At 34.0% G+C, this 12,959-nt stretch carries 12 protein-coding genes and 2 pseudogenes; 9 read left to right on the top strand and 5 right to left on the bottom strand.

Annotation, left to right across the window (positions count from 1 at the left end):
* Window positions 1-209: 209 nt before the first annotated feature.
* From ACTDJC_RS13570 to ACTDJC_RS13540, 7 genes and pseudogenes are all read left to right on the top strand, one after another.
* Window positions 210-905 (top strand): response regulator transcription factor, encoded by a 696-nt coding sequence (locus ACTDJC_RS13570; RefSeq protein WP_440603692.1) that lies wholly within the window; start codon window positions 210-212, stop codon window positions 903-905.
* 3 nt (window positions 906-908) lie between these two features.
* The gene (locus ACTDJC_RS13565) at window positions 909-1,844 is read left to right on the top strand and encodes a sensor histidine kinase (protein WP_440603691.1); all 936 of its coding nucleotides are present in this window, start codon (window positions 909-911) and stop codon (window positions 1,842-1,844) included.
* Between the two features lie 141 nt (window positions 1,845-1,985).
* Window positions 1,986-2,909, top strand: a complete 924-nt coding sequence (locus ACTDJC_RS13560; protein ID WP_440603690.1) for an ATP-binding cassette domain-containing protein — start codon at window positions 1,986-1,988, stop codon at window positions 2,907-2,909.
* Window positions 2,902-3,579: an ABC transporter permease gene (locus tag ACTDJC_RS13555; RefSeq protein ID WP_440603689.1), complete on the top strand. Its 678-nt coding sequence runs from the start codon at window positions 2,902-2,904 to the stop codon at window positions 3,577-3,579. Before ACTDJC_RS13560 ends, ACTDJC_RS13555 begins: the two co-directional genes overlap by 8 nt.
* Window positions 3,580-3,747: 168 nt before the next feature.
* Window positions 3,748-4,764 (top strand): NAD-dependent epimerase/dehydratase family protein, encoded by a 1,017-nt coding sequence (locus tag ACTDJC_RS13550; RefSeq protein WP_440603688.1) that lies wholly within the window; start codon window positions 3,748-3,750, stop codon window positions 4,762-4,764.
* A gap of 505 nt (window positions 4,765-5,269) precedes the next feature.
* Window positions 5,270-5,486, top strand: a pseudogene (locus ACTDJC_RS13545) (TrmB family transcriptional regulator); the annotation flags it as partial.
* A 48-nt stretch (window positions 5,487-5,534) separates the two neighbouring features.
* Window positions 5,535-6,239, top strand: a complete 705-nt coding sequence (locus ACTDJC_RS13540) for a DUF2306 domain-containing protein (protein WP_440603687.1) — start codon at window positions 5,535-5,537, stop codon at window positions 6,237-6,239.
* Between the two features lie 8 nt (window positions 6,240-6,247).
* Here ACTDJC_RS13540 and ACTDJC_RS13535 read toward each other — a convergent pair.
* Window positions 6,248-6,499: pseudogene (locus ACTDJC_RS13535) on the bottom strand (NUDIX domain-containing protein); the annotation flags it as partial.
* A 230-nt stretch (window positions 6,500-6,729) separates the two neighbouring features.
* Between ACTDJC_RS13535 and ACTDJC_RS13530 the strand changes: the two are divergent.
* Window positions 6,730-6,858, top strand: coding sequence for a hypothetical protein (locus tag ACTDJC_RS13530; protein WP_440603686.1), 129 nt, complete (start codon window positions 6,730-6,732; stop codon window positions 6,856-6,858).
* 77 nt (window positions 6,859-6,935) lie between these two features.
* Here ACTDJC_RS13530 and ACTDJC_RS13525 read toward each other — a convergent pair whose 3' ends face one another.
* The 3 genes from ACTDJC_RS13525 to ACTDJC_RS13515 form a co-directional block, all read right to left on the bottom strand.
* Window positions 6,936-7,259 (bottom strand): LysR family transcriptional regulator substrate-binding protein, encoded by a 324-nt coding sequence (locus ACTDJC_RS13525; RefSeq protein WP_440603740.1) that lies wholly within the window; start codon window positions 7,257-7,259, stop codon window positions 6,936-6,938.
* Window positions 7,260-7,585: 326 nt separating this feature from the next.
* Window positions 7,586-8,251 (bottom strand): nitroreductase family protein, encoded by a 666-nt coding sequence (locus tag ACTDJC_RS13520; RefSeq protein WP_440603685.1) that lies wholly within the window; start codon window positions 8,249-8,251, stop codon window positions 7,586-7,588.
* Between the two features lie 42 nt (window positions 8,252-8,293).
* Complete coding sequence (locus ACTDJC_RS13515) at window positions 8,294-9,142, bottom strand: VOC family protein (RefSeq protein WP_440603684.1); 849 nt, start codon at window positions 9,140-9,142, stop codon at window positions 8,294-8,296.
* Window positions 9,143-9,522: 380 nt separating this feature from the next.
* Here ACTDJC_RS13515 and ACTDJC_RS13510 point away from each other — a divergent pair, with 380 nt between their 5' ends.
* The gene (locus tag ACTDJC_RS13510) at window positions 9,523-10,977 is read left to right on the top strand and encodes a flavin monoamine oxidase family protein (protein WP_440603683.1); all 1,455 of its coding nucleotides are present in this window, start codon (window positions 9,523-9,525) and stop codon (window positions 10,975-10,977) included.
* 210 nt (window positions 10,978-11,187) lie between these two features.
* On the opposite strand, the gene ACTDJC_RS13505 is transcribed toward ACTDJC_RS13510, so the two are convergent.
* Complete coding sequence (locus ACTDJC_RS13505) at window positions 11,188-11,952, bottom strand: alpha/beta fold hydrolase (protein WP_098310434.1); 765 nt, start codon at window positions 11,950-11,952, stop codon at window positions 11,188-11,190.
* Between the last annotated feature and the right edge of the window lie 1,007 nt (window positions 11,953-12,959).

The raw sequence follows: 12,959 nt of genomic DNA, 5'->3' as shown, positions 1-12,959 counted from the left end.
ATAATACAATTGTTTAATTGCAAATAAAATTACATTTACAATAAAGATATTTAAAAATGTCAGTCATGTTATGCGGTTAAAGGGCCATTTAATGGGATAAGAAGGAGTTTTTGATAAGGTACAGAAATTGTTATGAAGAGGCAAAAAAGTTGATTTACCATTTTTTGTTTAGTTTGGTGGTATTCGTACAAAAGAATGGATGTGGAAACGTGCAAAAGAGTATCCTACTTGTCGAGGATGACAGAGAAATAAGTAAACTGGTTACTTGTCACTTGGAACAGGAGAATTTTACGGTACTTACTTCATTTGATGGAGAGGAGGCTTTGGCTCTTCTTAAGAAAAATGAGGTTGATTTAATCTTACTTGATTTAATGCTGCCTAAGCTAAGTGGGGTGGATTTCCTAAAGCAGATAAGAGCAACGAGTTTAATTCCTGTCTTGATCATTTCAGCAAAAGGGAGTGATATAGATAAAGCGTTAGGTCTTGGTTTTGGTGCAGACGATTATATCAGCAAGCCTTTTTCCATGCTTGAACTAACCGCCAGGGTACATGCTGCAATTCGCAGGGCAACACAATATCTTCCTTCAGAGAATGTACCTACTTCAGCTATCCTACATTTTAAAGAACTTTCTCTTGACTTAAAAACCTTTTCGGCACTAATTAAGGGGAAGAACGTTCAGCTTACATCCAAGGAATTTCATATTTTAAAGCTATTTATGACAAATCAGAGCAGAGTGTTTACAAAGGAGCAAATTTACCACTTTATTTGGGAAGATGACTATTATGGGAATGAAAATGTGATTAATGTTCATATTAGAAGACTTCGGGGAAAAATAGAAGTGGATCCGTCAAATCCGCAATACATTCGGACGATATGGGGAATCGGATATAAATTAGGTGAGTAGCTTATGGCCCTTTTATTGAGTGTAATCATTGTTATTTTGCTTGTGATCATCGGAGTGCAGTCCTATTTTAGAAGAAAAATGAATAGAGACTTGAACGAAATACGTAACAAACTTTCCTATATTATTGAGCAGGAGACTGCTGAAAAAGTGTTAATACAAACAGATCAGAAAACCATTAAACTATTCCTCATTCAAATCAACCGTCTTTTAGATTACAATCAACAAGTAATTGCGGACTATATGAAAACCAAAGAAAGCTTAAGAAAAATGCTGTCTAACATGTCTCACGATTTGAAAACACCATTCACCGTAATTTGGGGCTATGTTGAAAAATTAAATTTAGACAACAGTATGAGTGTGGAAGAACGGAGCGAGGTTACTTCTCGTCTTCATCAAAAAACGCTAAATGTAATAGCGCTGCTAAATCAATTTTTTGATCTTGTTAAACTTGATTCTGGGGATTATTCATTACCTTTAAGCAGGATTTCTATTAATGAAATATGCAGGAAAAACGTGCTAGAGTTTTATGATTTGCTGCAATCTAAAAATTTTCAGGTGGAAGTGAACATTCCAGAACAGTATTATTACATTCTTGGAAATGAAGAGGCATTAAATCGGGTCTTAAGTAATCTTATTTCGAATGCCATCCGTTATGGTAGTGATGGAGGGGTGTTTGGGCTAACAGTTCGAGAAGATAGGGATTATATCGCAATTGATATTTGGGATAAAGGAAAAGGAATTGCTGAGGTGCATCAAGAACAGGTATTTGAACGGTTATATACATTGGATGATGCCAGAAATCCAGAATTTCAAGGAAGTGGGCTTGGATTAAGCATAACGAAACATTTAATAGAAGCAATGAAAGGTTCCATCCACTTAAGTAGCAAACCATATGAAAAAACGGTCTTTACGTGTGTTTTCCATCAAATTACGTATTAAGTACTTTTCACAAGGGGTGTTCAGTTAGAACAGCCTCTTTTTGTGCAAACAAATAACTTAAGAAATTTGTAAGGGTTAAGAAAGAAAAATGATATTTTTGATGCCTATGATGAAAGTAGATGCAGGAGGGAGGAAATCAGGATGAATTATGTAGTAAAAACAACCGGACTCACAAAAAAAGGAAAAGGTAGAGAGCTGGTAACAAATATAAATCTTCATATTCGTAAAGGAGAAATTTACGGCTTTCTCGGTCAAAATGGTGCAGGTAAAACAACTATTATGAAGATGCTCACTGGCATAACGAAGCCAACAAGTGGAGACATAGAATTATTTGGCAAGAAGCTTACGGAACATTCAAAGTTTGTTTTAAAGAGAGTCGGTAGCATCATTGAATATCCAATCTTTTTTGAGCATTTAACTGCGATGGACAATTTGAAACTTCATTGTGAATATTTGGGATATTATGACGATAAAGGAATAAAACAAGCGTTGGATATGGTTTGTTTGAATGGGATTGAGGGCAAAAGTGTGAAGGAATTTTCCCTTGGGATGAAGCAACGGCTTGGGATGGCTAGAGCTATTATTACAAAGCCTGAACTGATTATTTTAGATGAGCCAACAAATGGTCTAGATCCTATCGGGATAAAAGATACAAGGGATTTAATCTTAATGCTTAACAAGGAATATGGGATAACATTTATCCTTTCTAGTCATATTTTAGGAGAAATGGAACAGGTTGTAGACAGGATTGGTGTAATTGATAATGGAAGGTTGTTAAATGAAGTTACATTAGAAGATATTCGAAAGCAACGAACAGATTACATTGAGCTATTGACAACAGATGTACAAAAAACGATTTATTTACTTGAAAATGAACTTCATATTTCGAATATGAAAATTATTCAAGGAAACAGAATTCGGATATATGATCTGACTCATTCTCAAATCGATATTTCCAAATTGTTGATTCTCCATGAAATAGGCATTGAAGAAATCCAAAAGCATACTAGCTCTTTGGAAGACTATTTTTATAAGCAAATTAATGGGGGTGAAAAAATTGTTTAAATTAATGCTATTGGAATGGAAAAAATTAAAGCATCAATCTGTTATTGGTGAAGTAATCATTTACTGGTTTGTTCTTATGTTTATGCCTGTGTTTTTTATAAAAATGGTAATGCCTGTTTTTGGCCAAAGCTATGCTACAGCCATTGAACTAAATTTGTATATACAATTGGGATTCATCTTGTTTGGAGGATCCCTTATCAATCAGGTTTTCATTGAAGAATATAAAAATAAAACGATCTCACTTTCTTTTGGATACCCAATTAGCCGAAAAAAGTTGTTTACAGCAAAAGTGCTGTTTATCTCACTTTTTGTTTTTCTTACTACGATTGTTTCCTTTTTATTGGCAGGTTTGACAACCTTTTTACTTGATCAGGTTTTTCCTATTATTAACGGACAGCCAACTCATTCGGATATTATCACCTATTTTAGTAGTATGATTACTCGTTCGCTTATTGTTACCCTGATTAGTTTCATTCCGCTCTTTCTCTTTGGCATTTTGAAAAGAAGCACAGTACCAACCGTTATATGTTCTGTAGTAACTATGCAATTACCAAATTTTTCATCATTCTTAAATCTTGAACCAGAGTTTGTCATAGCGGTAATGTGCATATTAGGAGCACTTAGCATATACCTTTCCATTAAGACTGCGGAGAATATTGGGGAGATTTAATTTTGGGTGCACATGTATACACAGACAAAATCTGATTTTTGTTGAAAGAGCTTAGTGAGTACTTGTTTTACCCAAAATAATCTATAGTAGTGTAGGTCTGGAAGTAAAATAATTGAGATGCCATTGTTGCATTTTTTATTTATCAATAAATAAGGGGATGGATTATTTATGCGTGCTTTTGTTACAGGTAGTACAGGATTGCTGGGTAACAATCTGGTTCGTCTTTTAGTAGAGAAGGGATGGGAAGTCAAGGCATTGGCGCGCTCGGCTAAAAAAGCCGAAAAGATGCTCGATGGATTAAATGTTGAGGTGGTTACTGGTGATTTGCTGGATGTAGAGTCGTGGGCGCATCAAATGAGGGATTGCGACCTTTTGTTCAATACAGCAGCTTATTTCAGAGAGACATTCCGTAAGGGAGACCACTGGACCAATCTGGAGAAAGTGAATGTTATAAATACAGTGCGGCTGTTTGAATTTGCGGAAAAGTATGGGGTGGAAAAAATTGTCCATACCAGTACAAGCGCAACCATCTGTAAGCGCAAAGATGGAAAGATTAGCGATGAAAGTGATTTGCTGAACCCAGACAAAGCGCTTAACCTGTATGGGAAGAGTAAAATCGTCGGAGATCGGGCGATTAAGGAATTCACGAGACAACATCGCATTCCGGTTGTTACGGTCCTACCTGCGTGGATGTTCGGGCCGGGCGATGCTGCACCTACCGGAAGTGGTCAGTTGGTCTTAAATTTCCTCGGTCGAAAAATCCCGGGGACTTTCCCTTCTGGCATAGATGTTGTAGATGCACGCGATGTTGCGCTTGCAATGATTCATGCGACCGAAAGAGCTTCAGGAGGAGAGCGGTATATCATCTCTGCACACTACACGAGTTTGGAAGAATTGTTTCATATCATGGAGAAAGTATCCGGTATTAAGGGTCCTTCCAGACGCTTTCCGATGTCCATGGTCTATATATCTACATGGTTTAATGAGAGAATTGCGTCTATGAGAAATAAAGAAACGAATTTGTCCTTAGAGGAACTTCGTGTGATGACGGAAATGAAGCGAATTAGTGGTGCGAAGGCAATCCAAGATCTGTCAATCGTTTATAGACCTCTTGAAGATACAATACGGGATACAGTGGAGTGGTATCGGATCAATGGCTTGGATAAAAAGGGGATTGTTATATAAAACATGTCATAGATAGACATAAATTATAAACTACCTTAGTGTTTGAAAAGGGTAATGAGATACAAAGTGTTCATTATCAATATTATACAAGGTTCTATACAATAATCTATTCCCCTAATTAGTAATGTGTTTTTTATCATCAGAAACAGACTGTTCATGAATTTTACTCTGATAGATCGTACTTTGTTCAACTAACAGGTGCGTTAGTTGAACAATTAAGCGATAATTCAAGTATGCTAATTGTGATTTTCTATTTTTTTTCATTCCTATTATAATTGGAATTTATTTGTATATGGCCCCGTATTTTGCTTTTGGTTGCTATACCCCTATATAGAGAGTTTATGCTTCTTTTTACTTCCTTTAAATTGAATTTTTTGTAATGCCTTTGCAAAACTTTGTATAGCAATTGAATCTTGGTATTTACACTTTCAATCAAAAGTAAACTTTTGAATAGAAGTTTACTTTCAAGATTTTATCTCTTAATCAATCTGAATTCATTAATAAGTGGTTTATTCCTTCAATCGACAGCAAAGAAATCTTCTACGGTCATTCGATTGAACAAGGTGGAACAGCATTTTATACGAATAACCCTTTACACGCGTGTGTATCTATTAGAAGATTACAACTAACATAACGTGTTAGTAAATCGAATGGTAAAACAAAGTCAGGAAGATATGAATCAATGGATCGATCCTGCTGCAAAGGATTTTTTTGAACAATAGACAATGATACGAAGACTATAGAATACATTAAGAGATAGGAGCTTTCACATGCCAAAACTACTAGGTAAAATTACTTGGGGCTTTTTCACGTTATTGGTGCTCGCTTTAACTATCTTTTTTATAGGACCATATGTACAGCTAGATCCAGCACAAAGTCGAGTCGAGATTAGTCCATCTTCAGTGATTCAATATCCGCTGCTAATCATACATATTTTTTTCGCAGCTATAGCAATGGCAATTGGGCCTTTTCAGTTCTCTGATGCCTTGCGTCTAAAAAACACAACCTTACACCGAATGCTAGGAAAAATTTATCTGGTTGGCATTTTCGTTGGTGGATTAACCGGTTTTGGAGTCGCGCTCTATACCGAAACATTTACGCGTGAGATTGGTTTTTTGTTTCTCAATTTTCTCTGGCTTTATTCAGCATGGCAAGCCTATCATATGATTCGTCAAAAACGCGTTGAAGAGCATCGTCATTGGATGATTCGCAACTATGCGCTGACTGTCGTCGCTATCAGCGCTCGGCTGTTCGCGCAGTTTTTAGTCCCTATCTATGCTACCTTACGCGGCGTTTCTAGCGACGTTGCTGCATCGGATGAAGTGTTTGCAAGTTTATTGGAAACGGGAGTCTGGTTAGCGATCGGATTACATCTAATTGTTGCAGAATGGATCATCATTCCTATTACCAAAAGCAAGCGATCAAAAAAAGACTACCTAATCGACCAGTCAAAACAGAAATCAGTTCTTGACTAAGTAGCGGCCCTTTCATGACTTAAATAGCCGGTATATTCCTTACATTCAAAAGCCGTCACAACATTATAGACTTCATCACCATGAGGATATTGATAATAAAAAGCTTCTCCTGAATATGTATGAATTAATTTAAGATTCTCAGCCGTTAGTCCTGTTTCCTCAAACAATTCTCTATGAGCTACTTGTTCAAGTGTTTCTCCTAACTTCATAGAACCACCAATCAGTCCCCAACATCCATTATCTTTTCGAAGTTGTAATAAATATTATAAATTATCGAACTTTATTTTAAATCGACAAGAAAAGGTGTTACGTTATGTCGTAACACCTTTTTTAATTGAGAGTGAAATTCAAAAGGGAGTAAATGAGTAATGAATTTAATTTTAGGGAATAAATACAAAAACAAAATGATTGAGCTAAGACTAGTTAAAAAAATCAATAGTACTTTATAAAAACGTATCGTATATTTAATATTTAAAAAAGGACGTGCAGAATGAACAAAGAGAAAAAATATACAGTTGTTGGCACTGATATTGAAGAAGTGAAGAATCTTAATAAGAAGTCTGGTTTAACATATAATGAGGTAAAACGATTATTAGTGAAACAAATGAAACAAAAGTGAGTATACATACAAAAAAAGCATTTATTATTGGAGTTTTTTCTGTAAATGCAAGGCTAATTTGACGATATTTTTTTGTTTTAGTTTTTTATTTCAATGATTGTATGAGATTTGAAAAATAGTTCAGGGCCCATGGTAATTCCGATATTTTGTGAAACCATATTAACAATCGTTTCACAATTCAGTACTTCTAATATAATGTTTGGGAATACATTATGAGCAGATAAATTTTCTAAGACTAATGATTGATAAGGACCTTTTGGCATAATAAAGTCCATATTAGTAATTGCTTTTATATCAATTGTTTTTTCATTAACTAGTGGATGATTTTTCGGCAATCCTAAGACAATCTCATCTTTTGTAATAGGTACATATTGAAAGTGTTTTTTTGTATCTTCCTCTATAATGAATCCTATATCTACGGTGCCATTATTAACCCATTCCGCAATTTCTACATACTACGTACCTTCGAACAATACTACTTTGACTTCCGGATAGCTTTTTTTAAGATTTGATAGCATTGTCGGTAATACTTGGGCTGCAGCACTTGTAACTTTTCCATATTTTACAGGTGGTATATTAGTCATTGCAATTGGGTTACAGTTTATTAATAAGAAAGCAGTAGAGCGAAATAAATGATACAGGTTTAAATTGTAGTTTATGAAAAAATATAAAAATAGTCTAAGTCAAAATATGTAATGTGACTTAGACCATTTTTATTTGTTGGGGATTATTTAAAGAATTTAATACGTTCTTCTGTTGGTTTAAATTCTTTGTTATTCGCCGGAGCAACAGGTTTACCAAATGGCATTTGGGCAATTAACTTCCAGTTGCTTGGAATATTCCATTCTTTTTTCACTTCATCATCAATTAGAGGATTGTAGTGTTGTAATGTTGCACCAAACCCTTCAAGTTCTAAAGAGGTCCAAATGACAAATTGAAGCATACCTGATGATTGTTGTGACCATACAGGGAAATTATCTTTATATAGGGCAAAATTCTCTTGTAAGTATTCAATTACGCTATTGTCTTCAAAGAATAATACTGTACCATAACCGTTTCCAAATGCGGTCATTTTTTCTTCTGTTGAACTAAATTGATCAGCAGGAACGATTTCTTTTAATGTGTTTCTTGTAATATTCCACAATTTATCATGTTGTTCTCCTAACAATACGACTACTCGTGCGCTTTGTGAATTAAAAGAAGAAGGAGTATGTTTCACAGCATGGGTTACAATTTCTTGAATACGTTCGTCTGAAACGACAGCCTCTTTACTAATTGCATAAATAGAACGTCTATCTGCTACAGCAGAATAAAAATCTTTTGTTGTATGTTCCGTATGATTTACTTCTTCTTGACTAGTTGAATTTCCAAATAATTTATTTAAAAAACTCATTTTATACACCACCAAATTTTATTTTTTAGTTATATACTTTCTTCAAATACATAATTGAATATGGTTACCTGAAGGATCTTTTGTAACAATAACTCCATCTGTTGCTGTTACTGATGCCCCAATGTTTTGGAGACGTTTCACAGCTTGATTTCGTGTTTCTTCATCTGGGAATAAGAGTGAAAAATGTTTTAATCCCACGCTGTTTGCTGCCGGAGCAGGTGCCCCAACACCATTCCATGTATTTAAACCGATATGATGATGATATTTTCCCGATGAGATAAACAATGCTTGATGACCGTATCTACTTACAGCATCAAACCCAAGACCAGTACAATAAAACTCCTCTGCTTTTCCTAAATCAGCAACATGTAAATGAATATGTCCCATTACTGTGTCACTCGGAAGACCAGTCCAGGTTTCGTCTTTAGCGGCCGCTAAAATGTCACTTGCTATAGGCTCAGTTGTCATTGTTACTTGCCCGTCATTCCACTCCCATGTTTCAAAAGGACGGTCTACATAAATTTCAATTCCATTTCCATCAGGATCTGCTAAATAAACGGCTTCACTCACAAGATGATCAGAGGCCCCTTGTAAAGGATAATCCGTTTGGATGAGATGATATAATACCTTTGCTAAATCAGAGCGATGAGGTAATAAAATTGCAAAATGATATAAACCAGTTGTGCGTGATTGTTTTGGTAATATATTTTCTAGTTGTTCGATTGTTAAAAGTGGAGTTTTTCCATCTGCTGTTAGTACAGCTTTCGTTTCTGATTGTTCGAGTATTTGGAATCCTAATTTTTCTCGATAAAAAGAAAGGGAGCGTCCTAAATTTTCAATTAATATGTGAACATGACTTACAAAAGTATAAGGATGATGTTGAAATTTCATCTTTGTTCCTCCTTTGTTCGTAATAAAGTTTTAGTGATGTAAATTAGTTTGAATGAACAATCGAAAGGTATTGAAAAACATTAAAAATTATTTAATTACTTTATGTAAGTAAGTATAGAATTGTGTTTAAGTTATGTCAAGTATATTACTAAAAAATCGTATTTATGAAATGTGTTAAATGCTTATTTGTTACGAAATAGGGTGGGGAAATATGTTATTTGGCTCTGGTATTAGCATTTGTAGTAAAGGGACCTTATATTTAGCAAATTATCAATGGAATTAATCCTTTTTTCGAAATCTTAAACAAAAAGAACTACACATAGGTGTCCTTTTCATTGAATATAATGCAATGAAGTCCTTTTGAAGAGGAGTAAATAAGGATGCCTCAAAATATAAATAATCAATTATTAACGGAGCAAATGATTCATATCATTAGAAATGGCCTTCATAAAACACAAGTTCCTAAACATATCATTATTGTCGGTGCAGGACTAGCAGGATTAGTTGGAGCATCTTTATTAAAGGAAGCTGGGCATAAAGTTACGATTTTGGAAGCAAATGATAGAATAGGAGGGAGAGTGTACACTGTACGATCCCCGTTTAACAATGGACTATATTTTAATGCAGGGTCTATGCGCATTCCAGATGTACACACTTTAACCTCGGCATATATTCAAAAGTTTGGATTGTCTACGAATCGTTTTATTAACCGAACTCCTTTGGATATCATTTATGCAAATGGCATAAAAACGCGTCTCAATATATTTGAACAAAATCCAAGTGTTCTAAAATACCCAGTTATGCCAAACGAAAGAGGAAAAACAGCTGAAGAGCTAATGCTTTCAGTTTTACAACCGATTATAAATTTTATAAAACAAGATCCAGTGAAAAACTGGTTTGTTATAGAAAAACAATATAGAAAATATTCATTAGGTTTCGTTTTAAATTCTTATCTTTCAGACGGTGCAATTGACATGATTGGCATTCTTCTTGACATGGAAGCGTATATGGGGATGTCCGTGGTTGAAGTATTGCGAGAGATGATATTTTTTACATCAACAAATGAATTTTATGAGATTACGGGTGGCATGGATGTATTACCACAATCCTTTTTACCACAGCTAAAAGAAAATATACTATTTCATCAAAAAGTGACAGCTATTATTCAGCAAAATGAGAGTGTTACGATTCGCTCTATTTATGAGAAAACCTCAGAACAATTTATGGTAACAGGTGATCGTGCTATTATAACTATTCCTTTTTCTGCATTACGCTTTGTGAAAATTGAACCGTTTGATTCTTTTTCTTATTACAAAAGAAGAGCTATTCGTGAGCTTAACTATATAGTTGCAACTAAAATCGCGATTGAATTTAAAAGCCGTTTTTGGGAAAGAATTGGTCAATATGGTGGTAAATCTATCACTGATTTGCCAATTCGATTTACGTACTATCCGAGCTATGGTATACAAACAACAGGAGCAGCGGTGGTTTTAGCCAGTTATACATGGGCGGATGAAGCGTTAACGTGGGACAGCCTATCTAATGAAGAGCGTATTCAATATGCTTTAAAGAATTTGGCAGAGTTATACGGTAATCAAGTTTATTCCGAATTCGTTTCAGGAGCATCCTTTAGCTGGAGTCAAAGCCATTATTCTTGCGGAGCTTTCACAGCTTTTGAGCCAGGACAAGAATTGGAACTATACCCTTATATAAAAATACCTGAGGGAAGGGTGCATTTTGCTGGGGAGCATACGACAGTTACACATGGTTGGATGCAGGGAGCAATTGAATCTGGAATTCGAGTTGCATATGAGGTCAATGATTTACCAAAATAAAAATATGAAATTCGAATAGATAGGGGGAAATTTATAATGAATTGGATTAGGAGGGGCTTTGGAAAGTATATTGAAAAGGATCTAATTCTATTGAATTAGATCCTTTTTGATACATAGTTTAAGTTGATAAATTCATTTTAAATCTTATGTTTACAATTTAATTAAAAAAGATGGTACACGATTCTCTTTATCTAATAAAAATAATTGGTTTTACGATGATGCGTCTAGTAAAAACTGAGAATACAGATCGTAAAAATAATTTGGTCGAAATATATTTGCAGCATGACCAGCCAATGGGATTTCTTTATATGAAACATTTGGAAGAATAGTTTTTAAATCAAATAAACAAGATTTATAAAGATGATCATATTCTCCCATTACCCATAGAATCGGTTGCGTAAGTTCTCGTAACCGAGATTTTAAATCGAATTCTAAACGATGTCGCAGTGACTCTCTAATAATAGATGAGTGCAATTGTAATCCAAATCGATAGTAAATATTTTTGGAAACAATTGCAAATGGATTTGCTTTCAGTATACCACTTGGGAAGATGGTATTTGCATACTGGTAAAGCCAAGTGGAATATTCATTATTTCTTGTCTCCCAAAACTTTTGGAAGACATTAAACAAAACAGAGGGGTTATTATAATGACCTCCGATATGACAAAGGCTCAATACTTTTTCAGGATACATATGAGCAAATATAGTGGCAATATAACATCCATAGCTTAGAGCACAAATATGTGCTTGCTGGATTCCCTCTTTTTCATAAAGATCTGTTAACTGCTGTACTAATTGATCTAAAGAAAAATCAATTGCTTGTCCTTTATCGTCACCATGACCGAGTAAATCATACGTTATGATGTTGTAAGATGAGGAAAATAGCTTACACTCTTTTTTAAATGCACGACGATTCCCAACTAACCCATGGATAAATATGATAGTTTTTTTACTAAGCTCCTGTTGTGTTTGCAAAAGTATGCCCCTTTCAAGTCTGTGTTAGAAAAAGAAAATACGTTCTAATAGAATGTTGTCATTATCAATGAACTGAGGTAATTGATGTGGTGTTAATTATCATTCTTATAATATCGAGTATAGCAATATAGTGTATATAACAGTATACAGGCACTACTTTGCTATTCATAATGATAGAAAATACGATATAAGAACTACTCCTCTGTGCTGAGGATACATGTGAGAACGATTTTTAATATAACGAAAAATAAAATCTATTTATATATGAATTTAAATTAAGTTTTGGTGAGTTAATTTGTTTTCATTTTGAATGTTTAATAGATTGAGTATTATTACTTTTATTAATCATTTTTAAGTACTAGGTAATAATACTAGATAATTATAGGATTTGTAAAGATAACTCTCCGATAGGGTCTCAGCAGTTGTAAGGGATGTTTAATTTATAATTTGGACAGTGTTTTTTAGAAAATCGTATAAAAATATATAATGAAGAGAAGTATGCCGATTTAATGGAATGTTTTTTTATTAGATCTAGTCATCATTTTTTTAAATGATTTCTATTAAAATAATTCATTTTATTTATTCTTATTCTAAATATATAATAGTGATTAGGTGAGTGTGAAGAGGGAAATGTTGTATAGTTTCTTTATATGCCGTATACATCATTTGAGAATGGACATTTATATAAACTGGCAGCTTAAGTTTGAAATCAATCGTTTTCGATTCGAGTATACATGGTTAAAAGTATATAAGGTTGTCCATGAAGCTAACTATTTCTATGAAAATAGTTAGCTTCATGGGTGTTTCAGGACAAATTTTACTGTATGCATCTTATATATAACCGAGAGAAGTCATTTATAAAAATTTACATGAATATAACACATGTTTACCTTTGGCATTATATATCTTGTAACATCAATTTTCGTTATTATGGCAATATAGGTATAACAATAAATTGATGTTAGAAAAGTATATGTAACCTTTATAATATAAACCGTAATTTATGC

Origin of the sequence: Bacillus sp. GB_SG_008, from assembly GCF_052038115.1 — a bacterium.
Lineage (GTDB): Bacteria > Bacillota > Bacilli > Bacillales > Bacillaceae_G > Bacillus_A > Bacillus_A rhizoplanae.
The sequence above is the reverse complement of the archived record's forward strand: the minus strand, read 5'-3'. Positions and strand labels throughout refer to the sequence as shown.